The 19,736-nt window shown below is 64.3% G+C and carries 23 protein-coding genes; 11 read left to right on the top strand and 12 right to left on the bottom strand.

Translation table 11 applies throughout. The annotated features are described in order from the left end of the window. Positions 1–43: 43 nt before the first annotated feature. From nirJ to BLQ09_RS13665, 9 genes are read right to left on the bottom strand one after another with little or no spacing between them, the layout of a single operon-like run. Positions 44–1,225 carry a heme d1 biosynthesis radical SAM protein NirJ gene (gene nirJ, locus BLQ09_RS13705; RefSeq protein WP_027607205.1) on the bottom strand — a complete coding sequence of 394 codons (1,182 nt, stop codon included), beginning with the start codon at positions 1,223–1,225 and terminating at the stop codon, positions 44–46. 3 nt (positions 1,226–1,228) lie between these two features. Further along, on the bottom strand, positions 1,229–1,738 hold the full coding sequence (locus BLQ09_RS13700) for a siroheme decarboxylase subunit beta (protein WP_027607204.1): 510 nt from the start codon (positions 1,736–1,738) through the stop codon (positions 1,229–1,231). Next, the gene (locus BLQ09_RS13695; protein ID WP_092357328.1) at positions 1,713–2,156 is read right to left on the bottom strand and encodes an Lrp/AsnC family transcriptional regulator; all 444 of its coding nucleotides are present in this window, start codon (positions 2,154–2,156) and stop codon (positions 1,713–1,715) included. Before BLQ09_RS13695 ends, BLQ09_RS13700 begins: the two co-directional genes overlap by 26 nt. Then, positions 2,149–2,664, bottom strand: coding sequence for a siroheme decarboxylase subunit beta (locus BLQ09_RS13690; RefSeq protein ID WP_027607202.1), 516 nt, complete (start codon positions 2,662–2,664; stop codon positions 2,149–2,151). Before BLQ09_RS13690 ends, BLQ09_RS13695 begins: the two co-directional genes overlap by 8 nt. Continuing rightward, positions 2,661–3,119 carry an Lrp/AsnC family transcriptional regulator gene (locus tag BLQ09_RS13685; RefSeq protein WP_027607201.1) on the bottom strand — a complete coding sequence of 153 codons (459 nt, stop codon included), beginning with the start codon at positions 3,117–3,119 and terminating at the stop codon, positions 2,661–2,663. The genes BLQ09_RS13690 and BLQ09_RS13685 overlap by 4 nt, the downstream gene beginning before the upstream one ends. A 1-nt stretch (position 3,120) precedes the next feature. Further along, positions 3,121–4,290 (bottom strand): cytochrome D1 domain-containing protein, encoded by a 1,170-nt coding sequence (locus tag BLQ09_RS13680; protein WP_092357326.1) that lies wholly within the window; start codon positions 4,288–4,290, stop codon positions 3,121–3,123. Continuing rightward, entirely contained in the window at positions 4,287–4,604 is a 318-nt protein-coding gene (locus BLQ09_RS13675) for a c-type cytochrome (protein WP_027607199.1), read from the bottom strand. Before BLQ09_RS13675 ends, BLQ09_RS13680 begins: the two co-directional genes overlap by 4 nt. 16 nt (positions 4,605–4,620) lie before the next feature. After that, on the bottom strand, positions 4,621–4,935 hold the full coding sequence (locus BLQ09_RS13670) for a c-type cytochrome (RefSeq protein ID WP_027607198.1): 315 nt from the start codon (positions 4,933–4,935) through the stop codon (positions 4,621–4,623). A 24-nt stretch (positions 4,936–4,959) separates the two neighbouring features. Beyond that, a complete protein-coding gene (locus BLQ09_RS13665) occupies positions 4,960–6,528 on the bottom strand; it encodes a cytochrome D1 domain-containing protein (RefSeq protein WP_223841643.1) in 1,569 nt (522 codons plus the stop codon). A gap of 300 nt (positions 6,529–6,828) precedes the next feature. Here BLQ09_RS13665 and BLQ09_RS13660 point away from each other — a divergent pair, with 300 nt between their 5' ends. The 6 genes from BLQ09_RS13660 (at position 6,829) to BLQ09_RS13615 (ending at position 13,759) form a co-directional block, all read left to right on the top strand. Then, complete coding sequence (locus BLQ09_RS13660) at positions 6,829–7,605, top strand: CbbQ/NirQ/NorQ/GpvN family protein (RefSeq protein WP_027607196.1); 777 nt, start codon at positions 6,829–6,831, stop codon at positions 7,603–7,605. Continuing rightward, positions 7,589–8,152, top strand: a complete 564-nt coding sequence (locus tag BLQ09_RS13655; RefSeq protein ID WP_027607195.1) for a cytochrome c oxidase subunit 3 — start codon at positions 7,589–7,591, stop codon at positions 8,150–8,152. Before BLQ09_RS13660 ends, BLQ09_RS13655 begins: the two co-directional genes overlap by 17 nt. Before the next feature lie 7 nt (positions 8,153–8,159). After that, on the top strand, positions 8,160–8,402 hold the full coding sequence (locus tag BLQ09_RS13650; protein ID WP_027607194.1) for a cytochrome C oxidase subunit IV family protein: 243 nt from the start codon (positions 8,160–8,162) through the stop codon (positions 8,400–8,402). Between the two features lie 677 nt (positions 8,403–9,079). After that, entirely contained in the window at positions 9,080–9,520 is a 441-nt protein-coding gene (locus BLQ09_RS13640) for a c-type cytochrome (protein ID WP_027607193.1), read from the top strand. A 3-nt stretch (positions 9,521–9,523) separates the two neighbouring features. Beyond that, positions 9,524–10,945, top strand: a complete 1,422-nt coding sequence (locus tag BLQ09_RS13635) for a cbb3-type cytochrome c oxidase subunit I (protein WP_027607192.1) — start codon at positions 9,524–9,526, stop codon at positions 10,943–10,945. Between the two features lie 972 nt (positions 10,946–11,917). Further along, a complete protein-coding gene (locus tag BLQ09_RS13615; RefSeq protein ID WP_027607191.1) occupies positions 11,918–13,759 on the top strand; it encodes a nitric oxide reductase activation protein NorD in 1,842 nt (613 codons plus the stop codon). Here BLQ09_RS13615 and BLQ09_RS13610 read toward each other — a convergent pair. Further along, on the bottom strand, positions 13,753–13,944 hold the full coding sequence (locus tag BLQ09_RS13610) for a hypothetical protein (protein WP_027607190.1): 192 nt from the start codon (positions 13,942–13,944) through the stop codon (positions 13,753–13,755). The two genes, BLQ09_RS13615 and BLQ09_RS13610, sit on opposite strands and share 7 nt — an antisense overlap. Beyond that, a complete protein-coding gene (locus BLQ09_RS13605; protein ID WP_027607189.1) occupies positions 13,941–14,624 on the bottom strand; it encodes a Crp/Fnr family transcriptional regulator in 684 nt (227 codons plus the stop codon). The genes BLQ09_RS13610 and BLQ09_RS13605 overlap by 4 nt, the downstream gene beginning before the upstream one ends. Positions 14,625–14,875: 251 nt before the next feature. On the opposite strand from BLQ09_RS13605, the gene BLQ09_RS13600 reads away from it, so the two are divergent. Both BLQ09_RS13600 and BLQ09_RS13595 read left to right on the top strand, forming a co-directional pair. Continuing rightward, positions 14,876–16,066, top strand: coding sequence for an NnrS family protein (locus BLQ09_RS13600; RefSeq protein WP_027607188.1), 1,191 nt, complete (start codon positions 14,876–14,878; stop codon positions 16,064–16,066). 9 nt (positions 16,067–16,075) lie between these two features. Then, positions 16,076–16,507 carry a membrane protein gene (locus BLQ09_RS13595; RefSeq protein ID WP_027607187.1) on the top strand — a complete coding sequence of 144 codons (432 nt, stop codon included), beginning with the start codon at positions 16,076–16,078 and terminating at the stop codon, positions 16,505–16,507. Positions 16,508–16,987: 480 nt separating this feature from the next. On the opposite strand, the gene BLQ09_RS31545 is transcribed toward BLQ09_RS13595, so the two are convergent. After that, a complete protein-coding gene (locus BLQ09_RS31545) occupies positions 16,988–17,116 on the bottom strand; it encodes a hypothetical protein (protein ID WP_256568784.1) in 129 nt (42 codons plus the stop codon). 99 nt (positions 17,117–17,215) lie between these two features. Between BLQ09_RS31545 and pdxH the strand changes: the two genes are divergently transcribed. The 3 genes from pdxH (at position 17,216) to glp (ending at position 19,732) form a co-directional block, all read left to right on the top strand. Further along, positions 17,216–17,863, top strand: a complete 648-nt coding sequence (gene pdxH, locus BLQ09_RS13580; protein ID WP_092357320.1) for a pyridoxamine 5'-phosphate oxidase — start codon at positions 17,216–17,218, stop codon at positions 17,861–17,863. An 85-nt stretch (positions 17,864–17,948) separates the two neighbouring features. After that, positions 17,949–18,503 carry a molybdenum cofactor biosynthesis protein B gene (gene moaB / locus BLQ09_RS13575; protein ID WP_027607185.1) on the top strand — a complete coding sequence of 185 codons (555 nt, stop codon included), beginning with the start codon at positions 17,949–17,951 and terminating at the stop codon, positions 18,501–18,503. Continuing rightward, complete coding sequence (gene glp, locus BLQ09_RS13570) at positions 18,500–19,732, top strand: molybdopterin molybdotransferase MoeA (RefSeq protein ID WP_092357318.1); 1,233 nt, start codon at positions 18,500–18,502, stop codon at positions 19,730–19,732. Before moaB ends, glp begins: the two co-directional genes overlap by 4 nt. The last annotated feature ends 4 nt before the right edge of the window (positions 19,733–19,736 follow it).

Genomic DNA, 19,736 nt, shown 5'->3' with positions numbered 1-19,736 from the left:
GGACGTCCTTGGTTCATCATCAGGTAGGCGGCCCCCGGTTGTGTCACCGGGTGGTCGAGCAAGGGATCAGGTTGAGGGGCTGGCGCGCGATCTCGGCGTCGCTGAAATAGCAACCGGGGTCCGGGCCCCACAGGTCGCCATCGGCCCAGGCGCGGGTGCGGGTATTGCCGTTGCAGATCGCCAGCCAGCGGCACTCGGCGCAGCGCCCGCCAATGCTGCGCGGGTGTTCGCGCAGGCGCAGCAGCAACGGGTCGGGCTGCTCCAGCCAGAGTTGGCGGAAGGTGGTGTTGCGCACATTGCCCACCGATTGCTGCCACCAGTAGGTGTCCGGGTGCACCTCGCCGGTGTTGTCGATATTGGCGATGCCGCTGCCCGAGGCATTGCCGCCCCAGGCATGCAGCAGGTGTTCAAGCTGCGGGTAGTGTTCGGGCAGGTGCTGGTGCACCCATTGCAGCAACAGCACGGCGTCGGCGTCGTTGTTGCCGCTGACGAAATCGCTGTCCACGCCGTGTTGAATATCGCTCCAGGCCTGCTGGAAAATCAGCGCCATGGCCTCGCGGCTCATCTGCCGGTGCGCATCCAGTTGGCGGCTGCGTTTGCCGCGCCCGCTGTAGTTGAGGTGCGACAGGTAGAACTTCTGCACGTCATAGGTGCGCATCAGCGCCAGCAACTGCGGCAGCTGCCCATGGTTGTCCTGGGTCAGGGTGGTGCGCAGGCCCACGCGAATCCCGGCTTCGCGGCACAGGCGGATGGCGTGCATGGAGCGCTGGAAACTGCCGTGCAGTTGGCGAAACGCGTCGTGGGTCGCTTCCAGGCCGTCGATGCTGATGCCCACGTAGTCGAAACGGGCGTCGGCGATCTGCTGGATGTTGTGCTCATCGATCAGCGTGCCGTTGGTCGACAGTGCGACGAAAAAACCTTTGTCACGGGCATAGGCACTCAGCACGAAGAGGTCTTTGCGCAGCAGCGGCTCGCCCCCGGACAGGATCAACACGCGCACCCCGGCGTCGTGCAAATCGTCGATCACCCGCAATGCTGCCGGGGTGTCGAGCTCATCGCGAAACACGCTGTCGGCGCTGGTGGCGTAGCAGTGCTTGCAGGTGAGATTGCAGCGCCGCAGCAGGTTCCAGATCACCACCGGCGGCCGCTCACTGCCAGGGGGCGAGGTGCGCGGCGGCGGGCATTGACCGGCGAGGGTGCGCAGGTACTGACTGATTCGCAGCATGGGCTATTCCTTTGAGTGCGCCGGCGTCAGGCGCAGGCCGGTTTTTTTCAGGATGCGGCTGCTCACCAGCATCTCGTCGGCGCGGCAGGCCTCCCCCAGCAGGAAACGCAGGTGCTCGCGGTAGCTGTCGATTTCTTCGCGGCTGCGGCCATGCACCATGGCGAACAGGTTGTAGGGCCAGTCCGGGCGCCGGGGGCGACGGTAGCAATGGCTGACAAACGGCTGGGCGCCGAGCAGTTCTCCCAGGCGCGGCAGGTGCACATCGGCCACGTCCCACACCGTCATGCCGTTATGCCGATAGCCCAGGCGGTAGTGGTTGGGCACCGCGGCGATACGCCGGATCGCGCCTTCGGCCTGCAGGCGCTTGAGCAGGTCGAGGGTCGACTCGACGCTGATGCCCAGTTGCTCGGCGAGCCAGGCCCATGGGTCCTCCACCAGCGGCAGGCCGCTTTGGGTGAGGGCGACCAGTTGCAGGGCCAGGGTGTTGTCAGACCGGGAAATACAGACCGACATGGTAGGTGTGCTCCTTCGGCAGGTTGAGCACCGCCAGCCCGGTCAGGGCCTCGATGCACGACAGGGTATCGGCCAGCTCCTGCGCGGTGGCGCAGGCCAGCACGAACCACATGTTCCAGCGGTGTTCGCGGCGGTAGTTGTGGGCCACCTGGGGCAGGGCGTTGAGCTGCTCGGCGACCGCATCAAAGCGCGCCTCGGGTACGGCGAGCGCCGCGAGGGTGAAAGCGCCGCCGAGACGCTCGATATCGAACATCGGGCCGAAGCGCGTGAGCATGCCGTCTTCGAGCAAGTCGTGCAGGCGGTCGAGCAGTTCGCTCGCAGGGCAATGCAGTTCCTCGGCCACCTGCTGCCAGGGCTTGCGCACCAGCGGCAGGCCGTGTTGCAGGCGGTTGATCAGTTGTCGATCCAGCTCATCCATGGGCCCATACCTGTGACGGCGGCGGCGCGAAACGCCCACCGCATTGCTTGAAGGCGCGGGTGCTGAACAGCAGTTGGTGGGGCAAGTCGCTGAGCAGATGCTGCTCCAGCAACGCCTGGATCTGCGCCTCGACCACCGCGCGCTCGCGCCCGTGCACCATGCAGAACAGGTTGTAGCGCCACTGCGGCAGGCGCCGCGGGCGCTGGTAACACAGGTTTACGCCGGGCGCGCGGCCCAGGCGCGCACCGACTTCATCGACCAGCGCATCCGGCACATCCAGCACCAGCATGGCATTGGCCACATAGCCCAGGGCGCGGTGATTGAGCACCAGGCCGACGCGACGGAACAGGCCCTGGTCGTGCCATTGCTGCATCTGTTGCAGCACCTGATCGTGGTGGGCACCGATCTGCTCGGCGAGCTCGTCGTAGGGCCGTGGCACGATGGGCAGGCCGCGCTCCAGGCACTGGCGCAGGTCGAGCATCTGCTCGTGGTTCAGTGGCGCGATCACGGCTGCTCTCCGAGGGAGAATCCAAGGTCGATGCGATAGGCGGTGAGCATCGGCAGGTCCAGGGGCGTGAGGCCGGTGTCTTGCTCCAGCTCGTCGAGGATCTGCTGCAGGTGCTGGCGGTGGGGCCCGGTGAGCACGAACCACAGGTTGTAACGGTGCTCGCGGGCATAGTTGTGATTGACCTCCGGGTACTGGCTGACCCGTGCGGCCACTTGTTCCAGGCGCTCGATCGGCACCGCCAGGGCGGCCAGGGTGCTGGCGCCGGCGCGGGAGTGTTCGAACACCGGGCCGATGCGCGACAAGGCGCCGGCCAGTTCCAGGCGTTGCAGGCAGGCCATCACCTCGGCCGCGCTGCAGCCCAGCACCTGGGCCATTTCGCGGTAGGGCTCGGCGCACAGCGGCATGCCGTGCTGGAAGCGTTCGATCAATTGCTGGCTGAGCGAATCAAGGTCCATTTCAATACCCCATTTTTTGCGCGCGCAGGCTGAAGAAAATCCCGCTGGGACTCCGGGCCGGCAGGCTTTTCAGCAGGGTCAGGCGGTACGGATCCCACACTTGCAACTGTTCGCCATCGCGCACCGACAGCCACAGTTGCTCGCCACGCCCGGTGAATTCCATGTGCAGCACACCGGGGCCGGGGCGCAGGTCGGCGACCACCTGGTGGGTTTCGGTGTCGAGCACCTGCACCCGGTCGTTGTCCGGGTAGGCGAAGTTGACCCACAACTGGCGCCCGTCGGGCCGCGCAGTGACAAAGATCGGCTGCCCGGCCACCGGGATCGCCGCCGTCTGCCGCCAGGTGCGCGCGTCCATCACCAGCACCTGGTGACGTCCAACCGCCGGCACGAACGCCTGGTCATCGGCGACGGCCCAGCCCTCCAGGTGGGGCATCTTGTACACCGGCAGCTTGGCCTGGCCCCGGCCGTAGTCCTTGAGTACGCGCACCACGCCGCGCTCCGGGTGCCACAGGTCGAGCTGGGCCATGCCGTCCTCACCGAACAGCCCGGCCATGTAGTAGCGGCCGTCGGCGGTGATCAGCGCGTCATAGGGTTGCTCGCCGACGTCCTTGAAGCGGGTGATGCGCGGCGGGTTGCCGTGGCTGAAGTCGGCGCTCCAGATCTCGCCGGTGTCGAACAGGCTGAACACGAAGCGCTGCCCGGGCGCATCCACCAGGCCGACTACCCGCGAGCGCTTGCCATCGGCCATTTCCGTCGCGGGGATGTCGGCAATGAGTGCCAGGTTCTCGGCGTCGAACACCTTGACCCCGCCCGGCACGTAGTTGGACACAGCGATCAGGCGCCCATCCTGGCTGATGGCGCCGCCGATGCTGTTGCCGCCCTGGACGATGCGCCGCTCGATGCGTTGGCGCAGCAGGTCGATCTTGGTCAGCCCGCCATCGCGGGCAAACACGTAGGCATAGCGCTGGTCGCGGGAAAACACCGCCGAGGCGTGGGACAGGTCGCCCAGCCCCTCGATACGGGCCAGTTCGGTCATGCCGGTGCTCTCGATAATCTGCACGCTGCCACTGGCGCGTTCGATCACCAGGCCCAGGTCGCCGCTGCCGCGCAATGCAGGTTGGGCGCAGGCACCCAGCAACAGGCACAGGGATAACAGGGTGGGACGCATCATGGTGGGGGGCTTCCTTGCAATAGGCGGTCGACCAGCCAGGCAATATCGCCGGCACTCAGCAGCGGGCCCCACCCGGGCATGGCGCGGGCGGGGCGGCCGTAGGTCACGGTGGCGATCAGGCTGTCGCGGCTGTGGTGGGCCAGGGCTTGCGGTGTGAGGGCCGGGCCCAGGCCGCCGGTGAGGTGCAGGCCATGGCAGGCCCCGCAATCCTGGGTCAACAGGTGTTCAAGGCGGGCAGCGTCCGGGGTGGCCGCTGCCCGCGCGGGAATCAGCAGGAGCAGCGCCATGGCCGTACCGATCATCGATGCTTGCATGGCGTGCTCCTTGTGCTTATTTCAAGGTCAGGACCCAATCGGCCAACACCTTGGCTTCATCATCGGTGACCTGGTTCGGTGGCATCGGCACCGGTCCCCAGTTGCCCTGGCTGCCGTTCTTGATGTGGCTGGCCAGGGTGGTGGCTGCGTCTTTCACGCCGGCATTCTTGGCGGCGACGTCCTTCAAGGCCGGCCCCACCAGTTTGCTGTCAATCGTGTGGCAGCCCACACAGGGTTTGCTGTTGAACAACCCCGGGCCGTCTTGTGCCAACACCGGTTGCAGGCTGAGCGCAGCGGCGGATGCCAGCAGTGCGAGGAGCATATTTTTCATTCGGTGACCTCGTGTTGATGGGGCTCAATAAATGTCGTGTTGGGTGTTGTAGACGTTGAATTTTCCGGTCGGCGTGATCAGGCGCTTGTCGCGGATCACCTGCTTGAGCTTCAAGGTCTTGTCATCGATCACCACCAGCGCCGACTCTTCGGTCTGGCCGTTCCACACCGAGAACCACACCTCGTCACCGGCCTTGTTGTATTCCGGTTGCACCACCCGCAGCGCGCCTTGCTTGATGCCCGAATACTCGGCAATCGGCAGCACGGTGTAGCCCTTGTCCAACTGGTTGATGTCGAACACCGCCACCGACTGGCTGAGCTTGGCGTCGGGGTTGAGGGTGGTGTCGACATACAGGTGATGGGAGTTGGGGTGGGTCTTGATAAACAGCGAACCGCCGCCCTGGCCCTTGAGGGATTCCACCTGTTTCCAGGCGTATTGCGGGTGCTTGACCGGGTCGGTGCCGATCACCGAAATACCGCCGTCGCCCAAGTGGCTGGTGGCCCATACCGGTCCATATTTTGGGTGATTGAAGTTGGCGCCACGGCCGGGATGCGGGGTCTTGCCGACCTCCACCAACGCGGTGAGCTTGCGCTCCCTGGAGTCGATCACCGCGACCTTGTTGGAGTTGTTCGCGGCGGTCATGAAGTAGCGGTGGGTGCTGTCCCAGCCGCCGTCATGCAGGAACGGCGCGGCGTCGATGGTGGTGATGGTGAGGTTCTTGATGTCCTGGTAATTGACCAGCATCACCTTGCCGGTTTCCTTGATATTGACGATGAACTCCGGCCACTCGTGGGAGGCGATGATCGCCGCCACGCGGGGTTCGGGGTGGTATTCCTGCTTATCGACGGTCATGCCCCGAGTGGACACGATCTGCCTGGGCTCCAGGGTTTCGCCATCCATGAGGGTGAACTGCGGCGGCCAGTAGGAACCGGCAATCGCGTACTTGTCTTCGTAGCCCTTGAACTTCGAAGTCTCCACCGAGCGGGCCTCGATGCCCACCTTGATCTCGGCGACTTTGGTCGGCTCCAGGGGCCACAGGTCGATCATGTCGATCTTGGCATCGCGGCCGATCACCAGCAGGTAGCGGCCAGACGCGGAGATACGCGAGATATGCACGGCGTAACCGGTGTCGATCAGCTTGATGATCTGCTTGGTGTCGCCGTCCACCAGGGCGATCTTGCCGTCGTCGCGCAGGGTGACCGAGAACAGGTTTTGCAGGTTGAGGGTGTTCAGTTGTTTTTTCGGCCGGTCTTCGGGCTTGACCAGCACTTTCCAGGTCTTGAGGGTTTCGGCCATGCCCCATTCCGGCGGGGTGGGCGCGGTGTGCTGGATGAAGGTGGCCATGCTGGTGATCTGCGCCTTGGTCAGCGCATTGGACGTGCCCCAGTTGGGCATGCCGGCCGGGGAACCGTAGGTGATCAGCGCTTCCAGATACGCCTGGCCACGGGCCTGGGTGATGTCCGGGGTCAGCGGCTTGCCGGTGGCGCCTTTGCGCAACACACCGTGGCAGCCGGCGCAGCGTTCGAAGTAAATCTGCTTGGAGGCGTCGAACTCAGCCTGGCTCATATCCGGCGCGCCGGGGCTTTTCACCATCCCGGTCGGCGCGTCGCCATGGGCGTTGATGGGCAATGCGAGGGCCAGGGCGCAGCTCAGGCTGGCAAGACTCAGGACCCAGGGTTTTCTGTTGCGAGTCAGCATTCCATATCTCCTCAGGCAAGACCTTTGCGATGCCCGGCGAAGGCGGGGTAGAGCGCAGGTTCTTAGTGCCAGGCAAGACTATGTTGCAGTCGCGCAAGGCTCGCTTGACGGCGATCAAGTTTGCCGTTGTACGTGCTTGCCAGGTTGTCGCAGGGGCCCTTAGCGTGGGGGCTGAACCCGTTGCGAGTACGCGTGATGACCGAGCCCTTCTACCAACCGCTGGATAACGAACAGCAGCTGTTCGAACACGCCTGGCGCCACCACCTGCCGGTGCTGATCAAAGGCCCCACGGGCTGTGGCAAGACGCGCTTCGTGCAGCACATGGCGCACCGCCTGAACCTGCCGCTGTACACCGTGGCCTGCCACGACGACCTCAGCGCCGCCGACCTGCTCGGCCGCCACCTGATCGGCACCGACGGCACCTGGTGGCAGGACGGCCCACTGACCCGCGCCGTGCGCGAAGGCGGGATCTGCTACCTCGACGAAGTGGTGGAAGCGCGCCAGGACACCGCCGTGGTGCTGCACCCGATTGCCGATGAACGCCGCGAACTGTTCCTGGAACGCACCGGCGAAGTGCTCAAGGCGCCGTCGTCGTTCATGCTGGTGGTGTCGTACAACCCCGGCTACCAGAACCTGCTCAAGGGCATGAAACCCAGCACCCGCCAGCGCTTCGTGGCGATGCGGTTTGGTTACCCGCCGGTGGCCGACGAAGAACGCATCGTCGCCCGCGAGGCCGGTGTGGATGTGGCGCTGGCCGCCCAGGTCGTGCGCCTGGGCCAGGCGCTGCGTCGGCTTGACCAGCATGACCTGGAGGAGGTGGCCTCCACCCGGCTGCTGATCTTCACCGCCCGCCTGATCGGCGCCGGCATGAGCCCACGCGAAGCCTGCCTGGCGTGCCTGGCCGAACCGCTGAGCGACGACCCGCAGACCGTCGCCGCGCTGATGGACGTGGTGGATGTGCACTTTGCCTGAACCGCGCCGGCTGCCAGGCGACCTGGCGATGTGGTTTTTTATCCTCGCCGAGCTGTTGGTGTTCGCGATTCTGATCCTCACGTTTGCCGTGACCCAGGCGCTCAAGCCCGAGCTGTTTGCCGCCGGGCGCGCACAGCTGGATACCTCGACCGGGTTGGCGATGACCTTGAGCCTGCTGACCGCAGGCTTGTTGGCCGCGTTGGCGGTGCAGCAGGTGCGATTGCAGTGCCGGCGACGCGGCGCCGGTTTGTTCGTCGCGGCGTTGTTGGTGGCGCTGGTGTATGTGGGGATCAAGCTTGGCGAGTACGCCCACCTGGGCGCTGCCGGACTGGGCCTGGAGCACGGCACGTTTTTTACCTTGTACTGGATACTCACGGGGTTTCATTTCCTGCATGTGCTGCTGGGGATGGTGATTCTCGGGTGGCTGGCGCTGGGCTGCTGGCGCGGCGGGCTGTCGGTCGGCGGGCTGGAGTCGGGGGTGCTGTATTGGCACATGGTGGATCTGGTGTGGGTGGTGTTGTTTCCGCTGGTCTATGTGATTCGCTGAGGTGTGTATGACGGGTTCCCGGACGCTGATCCTGTGTTGGCTGATGTTGGTGGTGCTGAGCGTTGGCACTGTGCTGACGGGGGCGTCCGGGTTGTGGTGGGCGGTGTTGCTGCTGGCGGTGGTCAAGGGGTGGGTGATTGTGGATGGGTTTATGGCGTTGCGGCGTGGGCCAGTGTTGTGGAGATTTTTGATGCTGGGGTGGGGGGTGGTTGTGGTCGCTTTACTGAGTACATATCCGTTATTTGCGTAGCGGCTGCTTACGAGGCTCGGTATGCCCTCACTCCAGATCAAAAGCCAAGCCGCGGCGGCCTTAGAGCCGACCGGTGTTGGGTCTGGTGTACTCGGTTAAAAATGTGGGAGGGGGCTTGCCCCCGATTGCAGTGGGTCAGTACCAAATCCATCAACTGACACTCCCTCATCGGGGGCAAGCCCCCTCCCACATTTGGATCTCCATCCAGCAGGCAGGCCTCAGCCTGCTTTTGCTCTGCTTTTGCTCTGCTTTTGCTCTGCTTTTGCTCTGCTTTTGCTCTGGCTTTTGATCTTGATCCTGGGCGCCCCGTCAAACACGCTGGCCGAACGCAGGCTTGAATCCGTGGGTAACCCGGCAGGACGCCGGGTTAGCCGTCCTGGGCCAAGGATGGCCCATGACGGCGGCCCACGGATTCAAGCCGGAGTGAGGGCATGCCGAGCCTAGGCGAGGCACCGAGTGTTGGGGCAAGAGCCCTTTGGTTACTTTGGGGCTCTTTTCCAAAGTGACCCGCTGTAAGAGCGGAACCATAGGCCGCCGTTACCTAAATAACGGATATGTACCCAACCCAACCCCAAAAAAATACCCCACCAAAACCATCAACAATTCTTGATCGCCATCAAGCAGTTTCCACCCCCCACCTCCCTATCATTCCCTGGCCAAGCCATGAGGAAGCGACCATGTCAGAGACCTTCACCAAGGGCATGGCCAGGAATATCTATTTCGGAGGAAGCGTGTTCTTCTTCCTGATTTTCCTGGCCCTGACCTACCACACCGAACAAACCTTTCCCGCCCGCAGCAACGTCGACCAACTTACCGAATCTGTCGTGCGCGGCAAAGGCGTCTGGGAGCGCAACAACTGCGTCGGCTGCCACACCTTGCTGGGCGAGGGCGCTTATTTCGCGCCGGAGCTGGGCAATGTGTTCAAGCGCCGGGGCGGCGAAGAAGGGTTCAAGCCGTTCCTGCATGCCTGGATGAAAATGCAGCCCCTGGGTGTACCGGGGCGACGGGCCATGCCGCAATTCAATCTCAGCGACCAGGAGGTGGACGATATGGCCGAGTTCCTCAAATGGAGCTCGAAGATCAATACCAACAACTGGCCACCGAACAAGGAGGGCTGAGCCATGCGCAGTGCCAATCCATACTTGAAATTCCAATCCCAGGCCGTGGCCAAACCCTACTTTGTGTTCGCCCTGATCCTGTTTCTCGGTCAGGTGCTGTTCGGTTTGATCATGGGCCTGCAATACGTGATCGGCGACTTTCTGTTCCCGTTGATCCCCTTCAACGTGGCGCGGATGGTCCATACCAATCTGCTGATCGTGTGGCTGCTGTTCGGCTTTATGGGCGCGGCCTACTACCTGGTGCCCGAGGAGGCCGAACGCGAGCTGCACAGCCCGAAACTGGCGATCGTCCTGTTCTGGGTGTTCGCCGCCGCCGGGGTGTTGACCATCCTCGGCTACCTGCTGGTACCGTATGCGGCGCTGGCCAAGTTGACCCACAACGAGCTGCTGCCGACCATGGGGCGTGAGTTCCTGGAACAACCGACCATCACCAAAATGGGCATCGTGGTGGTGTGTCTGGGCTTTCTGTACAACATCGGCATGACCCTGCTCAAGGGCCGCAAGACCACCGTCAGCATGGTGATGATGACCGGGCTGATCGGCCTCGCGGTGTTCTTCCTGTTCTCCTTCTACAACCCCGGCAACCTGGCGCGGGACAAGTTCTACTGGTGGTGGGTGGTGCATCTGTGGGTCGAAGGCGTGTGGGAGCTGATCATGGGCTCGATGCTGGCCTTCGTGCTGATCAAGGTCACCGGCGTCGACCGTGAAGTGGTGGAGAAATGGCTGTACGTGATCATCGCCATGGCCTTGATCACCGGGATCATCGGCACCGGTCACCACTTCTTCTGGATCGGCGCGCCCGAGGTGTGGCTGTGGGTCGGTTCGATCTTCTCGGCCCTGGAGCCGCTGCCGTTCCTGGCGATGGTGATGTTCGCCTTCACCATGGTGAAGCAACGTCGGCGCCAGCACCCTAACCGCGCGGCCACGTTGTGGGCCAAGGGCACCACGGTCACGGCGTTCTTCGGCGCGGGCGTGTGGGGTTTCCTGCACACCCTGGCACCGGTCAACTTCTACACCCACGGCACCCAACTCACTGCCGCCCACGGGCACCTGGCGTTCTTCGGTGCCTACGCCATGATCGTGATGACCCTGATCAGCTACGCCATGCCCCGCCTGCGCGGTATCGGTGAAGCGCCGGACGCGCGTTCGCAGACCCTCGAAATCCGGGGCTTCTGGATGATGGTGCTGTCGATGGTGATGATCACGCTGTTCCTCACCGCCGCCGGGGCCGTGCAGGTCTGGCTGCAACGCTGGCAGGTGGATGGGGTGGCCTTGCCGTTCATGGCCACGGTGGAGCATTTGCAGGGACTGTTCTGGGCGCGGTTGGTCAGTGGGGTGGTGTTCCTGCTCGGGCTGGCCTGCTACCTGTGCAGCTTCCGGCAACGCGCCCGGATGGCTGGAGCACCGGTACCGATCGTCTACTGAAGGTAACGCGGTCCAAATGTGGGAGGGGCGGTGCGACGATTCGACTTGCCCCCGATGGCGGCCTGTGGGCCGACCGCTTTTTGGGGGGGAGTACATATCCGTTGCTGCGGTAACGGCTGCTTAGGGTTCCGCTCTTACAGCGGGTCACTTTTGGAAGAGCGCCAAAAGTAACCAAAAACGCTTCGCCCCAACACTCGGCACCTCGCCTAGGCTCGGTGTGCCCGAACGAAGGCTTTGGAGCGTGGGCCGCCGCGATGGGCCATCCATGGCCCAGCGCGGCTAACCCGGCGTCCTGCCGGGTTACCCACGCTCCAAAGCCTGCGTTCGGCCAGCGTGTTTGACGGGGCGATTTTAGATCAAGAGCCAAAGCGCGGCGGCCTTAGAGCCGACCGGAGTTGTGCCTGGTGTACTCGGTAAATGTGGGAGGGGGCTTGCCCCCGATTGCAGTGGGTCAGTACCAAATCCATCAACTGACACTCCCTCATCGGGGGCTAGCCCCCTCCCACATTTGGATCTCCACATATCAGCTAGAACTCGGTCTGCTTTTGCTCTGCTTTTGCTCTGGCTTTTGATCTTGATCCTAGGCGCCCCGTCAAACACGCTGGCCGAACGCAGGCTTGAATCCGTGGGTAACCCGGCAGGACGCCGGGTTAGCCGTCCTGGGCCAGGGATGGCCCATGACGGCGGCCCACGGATTCCAGCCTTCGTTCGGGCACACCGAGCCTAGGCGAGGTGCCGAGTGTTGGGGCAAGAGCCCTTTTGGTTACTTTTGGGGCTCTTTTCCAAAAGTGACCCGCCGTAAGGGCGGAACCCTAAGCCGCCGTTACCGCAGCAACGGATATGTACTCAATCAAATCCAACGACATGGTCGGCCCGAAGGCCGCCACGGGAGCAAGTCGAATCGTCGCACCGCCCCTCCCACATTTTGACTGCAGTGTGCCTGTCAAACATCAAACAGTTGGAGCCCATCCCATGGCCTTTACCCTTGAATTGGAAGAATGGGTCGGCAGTGCCTGGCACCGCTTTATCACCCGCCGCGCCAGTGTCGATTTTCCGCACGCGCGGGTCGATCTGGTCGACCGCCAGCGCAGCCTCGCCGTATTGTTTCGCGCCCTGGGCGGTGCCAGCGGGATCGCCCTCGAAGCCGCCAGCGAACGCGACCTGCTGCTGCGCCGCAACCTGTTGATGCGCATCGCCGGCACCTGCAAGCATGCACCCCTGGCCTCCTGCGATGGCAACCGTCTACGCCTGCCGTCGAGCCTGGCGGTGTACCCCACCGTCGCCTTGAACCGGGAGCTGTACCGCTGGCTGGCGCTGCTGGCCGCCCATGCAGGCCCCATGACCCATTGGGCCCGGGACAACCAGCGCTGGACCTGGCTGCTGCTGCAACGCTACCCGGCGCTGCTGCCCAGCTACCAGCGCCTGGTGGACGCCCATATCACGCTGCGCCCCGACCCGGCCAGCCTGAGCCCCGCTGAAGCCGCCCTGGAAAAAGCCCTGCGCAAGGCCCTGCGCGAGCCCGGCAGCGTGCGCCATCTGCCCCGCAGCGAACGCGCTGCCTGGCCGTTGCCCTTATGGCTGTACCCGCCGTTGCACCTGGACACGCCCCAGGCCCTCGATCTTGAAGACGACGGCGACGACCTCGCCACCCCGTCCGGGGAGCAGCAGGGCGCGCCCAAACGTGCCGGCCGTGTGGATGATCACAGCCGTGATGGCGGCCTGCTGGTGGTGCGCCTGGAAAACCTGTTCAGCTGGACCGAGCACGTCGACCTCGATCGCTGGGCCGACGACAGTGAGGACCCGGACGCCGTCCGCGTCGCCGAAGACCTCGACCAGTTGAGCCTGTCGCGCCAGCGCGTGCGCAAGAGTGGCGGCTTGAAGCTGCACCTCGACCTGCCGCCCGCCGATGTGGATGACATCCCCCTCGGCGAGGGCATCAAGCTGCCCGAGTGGGACTACCGCCAACAATGCCTTCGACCCGGTTTCGTCAATCTGCAGCTGATGCAGCCACGTGCCGATGCACCGCAACCGTTACCGGCCCGATTACTCGGCCCGGCCCAGCGCCTGCGCCGTCAATTCCAGCAGCTGCGCACCGACCGCCAATGGCTGCGCCGGCAACCCCAGGGCGCGGAGCTGGACCTGCAAGCCTGGGTGGATTTCCAGGCGCAACGCCAACACGGCGCCTGCACCGAACGCGGCTTGTACCAGGAGCAACGTCACACCCGACGCGACCTGGCATGCCTGCTGCTGGCGGACCTGTCGATGTCCACCGACGCGCATTTGAACGACGAGCAAAAGGTCATCGACGTGATCCGCGACAGCCTGTTGCTGTTCGGCGAAAGCCTGGACGGGCTGGGGGATGCGTTTGCGTTGTATGGCTTCTCGTCCCTGCGCCGCCATCAGGTGCGCCTGCACCAGCTCAAGACCTTCGAGCAAGTCTATGACGACCGCACGCGTGGCTGTATCCAGGCCCTCAAACCGGGGTACTACACGCGCATGGGCGCCGCGATTCGCCAGGCCACCCAGTTGCTGGGCGCGTGCAAACAGCGGCGCAAGTTGTTATTGCTACTGACCGATGGCAAACCCAATGACCTGGATCTGTATGAGGGCCGCTACGGGGTCGAAGACACCCGCCAGGCGGTGGCCGAGGCGCGGCGCCAGGGCCTGATTCCGTTCTGCATCACCATCGACAGACAGGCCGGGGATTACTTGCCCTACATGTTCGGTGCCCATGGCTACACCCTGATCCGTCAGCCGGAGCAGTTGCCGCTGCGGTTGCCCCAGCTGTACCGGCAACTGACCGAAGGTCAGTAGAAGTCGCGGGGCAACCAGAAGAACATCGCGATGCAAAACAGCGTCAGGCTCAGGCAGAACCACTGGAAACGCCGCAAGCGAAGGGCCTGCACGCCGGCGTCCGAGGCGGGCAGGGCCATGCCGCAATCCGTGCACTGCTGGTGCTTGTCGGCATTGCGCTGCTGGCAATACAGGCAGGTTTTCACTCGAATTGCTCCAGGCGCAGCCGGTCCAGAATGGCGATCTGACGTCCGTCCTGGGTGATGATCTTTTCATCGATCAGGCGCCGGATAATCCGCGAAAAGGTCTCCGGCTGGATCGACAGATGCCCGGCAATCAACTGCTTGGCCATGGGCAGTTCGAAGGTGGCGTCGGTGCTGTGCAGGCGCATCAGTTGGGTCAGCAGGTAGCGCACCACGCGGTGGGTGGCGTTTTTCAGCGACAGGGTCTCGATCTCGTTGACCCGCTGGTGCAGGCGCACGCACAACGTGCCGAGCAGGGCGAAGGTCAGGCGGCTGTTGCTGTGCAGCAGGCGCATGTAGGTGGCGTTGGACAAACGGTACAGCTGGGTGGGGCACACCGCTTCGGCGCAGGCGACGTAGTTGGGGGTGTCCATCAGCATCATGGCCTCGGCGAAGGTCTGGCGCTCGCCGATCACTTCGAAGACCTTCTCCTGGCCGTCGGGGGTCAAACGGTAGACCTTCACCGCACCGGCGATCACAAAGTAAAACGCCTCGGCCGATTCGCCCTGGCGGAACAGCGGCTCGCCTTTGTCGATGCTCAGCAACTGGCTGTTGCCCATCAGCTCGTCGAGTTCTTCGTCGTTCAGCGGTTCGAACAGGTGATGGCTGCGCAGGATCTGGTGGTGCACGCGATGCAGCACCATGCCCGGTTCCTTGAACAGCAGCGGGGCGTTCACACCAGCACCAGCGAGAGCCCGCTGGCGGCGGCCAGCATGGAGCCGAGGATCACAAACCAGGCGAGGGGGACATAGGCGTTTTTCATCATGGCTCCGGGGTGCGGTGTGGATATAGGCGCGAGGGTAATCCCTTGGCCCCGATAGCGACTTGATCTACGACAAGGGCAATACGCAGGTATCGGCGCAAGATTGCCGCAGTCCTGAAGGGAGACCGTGTCATGCAAGTGCTCGATCGGCGCAAGGCCATGTCGATTACCCCGTTGTTTCGCCTGGCCTTCCGGCCATTCTTTCTCGGCGCCTGTGTGTTGGCGGCGCTGGCAATTCCCCTGTGGCTGCTGGCCCTGGGCGGGCACCTCGGCAGTTGGCAACCCGCTGGCGGCTGGCTGGCCTGGCATCGCCATGAGCTGCTGTTCGGCTTCGGCGTGGCGATCATCGCCGGGTTCCTGCTCACGGCAGTGCAGACCTGGACCGGCCGCCCGGGCATCAGCGGCAATGCCCTGGCGCTGCTTGCCGGCGTGTGGCTGGCGGCGCGCCTGGGCTGGTTGTTCAACCTGCACTGGCCGCTGCTGGCGGTGCTGGAACTGACCTTTCCCTTGGCCGTCGCCGCGGTGATGGGCTGGACCCTCTGGCAGGTAAGACAGAAGCGTAATTACCCGATTGTGCTGGTGCTGGCGCTGCTGACCGTGGCCGATGCGCTGTCGCTGTATGGCTTGCTGCGCAATGACCCCGGCCTGCAACGCCAGGCGGTGCTCACCGGCCTGTGGCTGGTGGCGGCGATGATGGGCCTGATCGGCGGACGGGTGATTCCGTTTTTCACCCAGCGCGGTTTGGGCCGGGTCGAAGCGGTCAAACCCTGGGTGTGGCTGGACCTTATATTGCTTGGCGGCTCGCTGCTGATCGCCGTGCTGTATGCCGCAGGGCCCGCGTTGGGCGCCAACCTGTGGATCGGCCTGCTGTTCGCCGCCCTCGGGCTGGGGCACCTGGTGCGCCTGGCCCGCTGGCATGATCGTGGCCTGTGGCGCGTGCCGCTGCTGTGGTCATTGCACCTGGCGTATGCCTGGCTGGCCGTGGCCTGCCTGGGCATGGCGCTGTGGCACTGCGGCGCGCCGCTCAATCCCAGCCTGGCCGTGCATGCATTGACCATCGGCGCCATGGCCGGGCTGATCCTGGCCATGATCGCCCGCGTCAGCCTGGGCCACACCGGCCGCCCGTTGCAGCCGCCCGCAGGGATGACCCTGGCCTTTGGGCTGCTGAACCTGGCGTGTGTGTGCCGGGTGGTGCTGGTCCTGCTGTTGCCGATGGCCGCGTTGTGGCTGGCGGGGGTGTGCTGGACCCTCGGGCTCGGCCTGTACCTGTGGCGGTATGGCCCGATGCTGTGGCAGGCACGGGTCGATGGGCATCCGGGCTAGGAGGACGTCATGCTCTATTCCACCTTGTTGATCGTGCATCTGCTGGCGGCGATTGCGTTTATCGGCACGCTGTTTTTCGAAGTGGTGATCTGGCACAGCGCCCGCGAGGAGCTGGCCTGGTCGGCGCAGTTCACCTCCGACCATGCCATTGCACGGCGTTCGCGCCAGGTACTGCACGGCGTGGTGGTGCTGCTGTACGGCGCCGGCATCGGCCTGGCCTGGCACTATCGCGGGCTGTTGGCGGTGCCCTGGGCCAGCCACTTCGCCGCGCTGCTGAGCCTGAAAATCCTGCTGGCCCTGAGCATCATCGGCCATTACCTGTGGCTGGCGTACCTGCTGAGTCACCAGCGCTTGAGCCCCCGGCGTGCGACGTGGATTCGTCGCAGCATCCTGGGGCATATGGTTGTGATCGTGATCGTGGCCAAGCTGATGTTGCGTTGATCAGGCAGGCGGACTGAGCGCCCTGGTAAACAACAGGTCGTTCTCCAGGCGGATGTGGTCGCGCGGGTGTTGCTGCGGTAATGGAGTGAGATCCAGAGCAGACTGATATCTACCTGATGTACAGAGATCACATGTGGGAGGGGCGGTGCGACGATTCGACTTGCCCCCGATGGCGGCCTGACAGCCGACCAGGATGTTGGATCAGGCCGAGTACATATCCGTTGCTACGGTAACGGCCACCTATGGTTCCGCTCTTACAGCGGCTCACTTTTGGAGGGACCCAAAAGTAAGCAAAAGGTCCTCGCCCCAACACTCGGCACCTCGCCTAGGCTCGGTGTGCCCTCACTCCGGCTTGAATCCGTGGGCCGCCGTCATGGGCCATCCCTGGCCCAGGACGGCTAACCCGGCGTCCTGCCGGGTTACCCACCGATTCAAGCCTGCGTTCGGCCAGCGTGTTTGACGGGGCGCCTGAGATCAAGATCAAAAGCAGAGCCAGAGCAACAGCCAGAGCAACAGCAACAGCAACAGCAACAGCAACAGCAACAGCAACAGCAACAGCAACAGCAACAGCAACGCGATCCGTTGTGTAGCCCCCCACACCTCAAGCAATCACATGCGGCGTCATGCCACGGGCGAATGTTGATCGCGGTCAAGGGATAACTTCGTGGTAGTTCCCACACTGTGGCGAACTTTCTGGAGGACTGCGCCATGCCCCTGTCTCTTGCGCAATTGCGCCGCAACTACACCCTTTATGGCCTGCGTGATGACTTGGTGCAGGACGATCCCTTGGTGCTGTTCGGCCAGTGGCTGGATCAGGCGCGTAAAACCGAGGTGCCGCCGGCCGAGGCCAATAGCATGGCCTTGGCTACGGTCGATCATGATGGGCATGCCCACTGTCGCATCCTGCTGCTCAAGGGTTTCAGTGCCGAGGGTTTTTTCTTTTTCGGCCATTACCAGAGTGCCAAGGGCCAGGAGTTGGCGAGCAATCCCCATGCGGCCATGACGTTTTTCTGGCCGGGGCTGGAGCGTCAGGTGCGTATCGAAGGCCCGGTGGTTCGAGCGGATGCGCAGCTGTCGGACGATTATTTCGATGCGCGACCGGCCGCCAGCCAGTTGGGCGCCTGGGCGTCGCCGCAAAGCCAGCCCCTTGGCCATCGCAGCGAGTTGGAAAGCCGCCTGCGTGACGTCACCGAGCGTTTCGCCGGGCAGCAACCACCACGGCCCGAGCATTGGGGCGGTTACCGCCTGCAACCGCAGCGCATCGAGTTCTGGCAGGGCCGGCCCGACCGTCTGCATGACCGTCTCGACTACCGCCTGCACGGGGGCATTTGGCAGCGCACGCGCCTGGCCCCCTGAACGAGATACCTCCTTGGAGGAATAGGCCCTGCGCCCGTTGCGGCGCAGGCTGACGGCAACTTTCTTGACGCCTGGAGCCTTGATCATGGCCCATTTGAAACAACGCACGTTCGTGCCCCTGAACATCGCCGTGCTGACCATCAGTGACACCCGTACCCTCGACACCGACACCTCCGGCCAGACCCTGGTGGACCGCCTCGAAAGTGCCGGGCATGTGCTTATCGACCGTGGCCTGGTGATCGACGATATCTACCAGATTCGTGCGCAGGTGTCCCTGTGGATCGCCGACCCCGAGGTGCAAGTGGTGCTGATGACCGGCGGTACCGGTTTCACCGCCCGCGACAACACGCCCCAGGCGGTGCTGCCGTTGCTGGACAAACATGTCGAAGGCTTCGGTGAGCTGTTCCGCCAGGTGTCCTTGGCCGAAATCGGCACTTCCACCTTGCAGTCCCGCGCCCTGGCCGGCATCAGCAACGGCGTGCTGGTGTGCTGCATGCCGGGCTCGCCGGGCGCATGCCGCACCGGCTGGGACAGGATCCTGGCGGAACAGTTGGACAGCCGCACCGGCCCGTGCAACTTCGTGCCGCACCTCAAGCCCCAGCCTGAGCAAATCCTGCAAGCCTGCGAGTCGCGTTCATGAGTGTCTCGGTGTGTGACAGCGGCCACCTGATGCCGGTGGACGAGGCCATCGCCGCGCTGCTGGCCCAGGCGCCGCCGCCGCCGAGCACCCAGGTGATTGGCCTGGAGCAGGCGCTGGGGCGGGTGGTCGCCGAAGAACTGTTCTCACCCCTGGATTTGCCCGGCTTCGACAACAGCGCCATGGACGGCTACGCCCTGCGCGCCGAGGACGTACCGGCCGAAGGCGGCTACCTGATGCTCGCCGGGCGCATTGCGGCGGGGCAGCACAGCAAGGTGAGGGTGCAGGCCGGGCAGGCCGTGCGCATCTTTACCGGTGCGCCGCTACCGCCCGGCGCCGACACGGTGGTGCCCCAGGAGCGTTGTCGCCTGTACGGCCAGCGCATCTGGTGCCCGCCGGTACGTCTCGGCGAGCATGTGCGCAAGCAGGGTGAAGAGTTGCAGCGTGGGCAGACCCTGATCGCCGTCGGCAAGCGCCTGCGCGCCCAGGACATCGGCTTGCTGGCCTCGGCCGGCATCCCTCGGTTGAAAGTCTATCGCCCGTTGCGGGTGTGCCTGCTCAGCAGCGGCAACGAGCTGCGTGACCCGGGCGAAGCGCTGGTGCCGGGGCAGATCTACAACAGCAACCGCTATGCCCTGGCTGCCTTGTTGCGTGGCTGGGGCGTGGACGTGCACGACTACGGCGTGATGGCGGATGAACTGGCCGCCAGCCGTGATGCGCTGGCCCTGGCCTCGTCTGAATGCGACCTGTTGCTGACCTCGGCGGGGGTGTCGGTGGGTGAGGAGGACCATCTCAAGCAGGCCATCGAGGCGCTCGGCCGCGTGGACTTCTGGCGCCTGGCGATCCAGCCCGGCAAACCCCTGGCATTTGGCGACGTGGCGGGCAAGCCGTGGCTGGGCCTGCCCGGTAACCCGTCGGCGGCGTTGATCACCGCGCTGGTGGTGGTGCGTCCGTTCCTGCTGCGCGCCCAAGGAGTGGAGCGGGTGTTGCCGGTGCCGATCCAGGTGCCGGCCGCATTCGAATGGCTCAAGCCCAACAAGCGCCGCCAGTACCTGCGTGCACGCCTGAGCCCTGGCGAGGACGGGCAATTGTGCGCCGTGCTGCACCCCCAGCAAAGCTCGGCGATGCTCACCGCCGCCTGTTGGGCCGATGGCCTGGTGATCGTCGAGCGTGAGCACCAGGTGCTCAAGGATGAACCGGTGCTGTTTGTGTCTTTCGCTGAATTTCTCTGAGGAG

The sequence above is a fragment of the Pseudomonas sp. NFACC25 genome, assembly GCF_900100935.1.
Classification (GTDB): Bacteria; Pseudomonadota; Gammaproteobacteria; order Pseudomonadales; family Pseudomonadaceae; genus Aquipseudomonas; species Aquipseudomonas marginalis.
The sequence above is the reverse complement of the archived record's forward strand: the minus strand, read 5'-3'. Positions and strand labels throughout refer to the sequence as shown.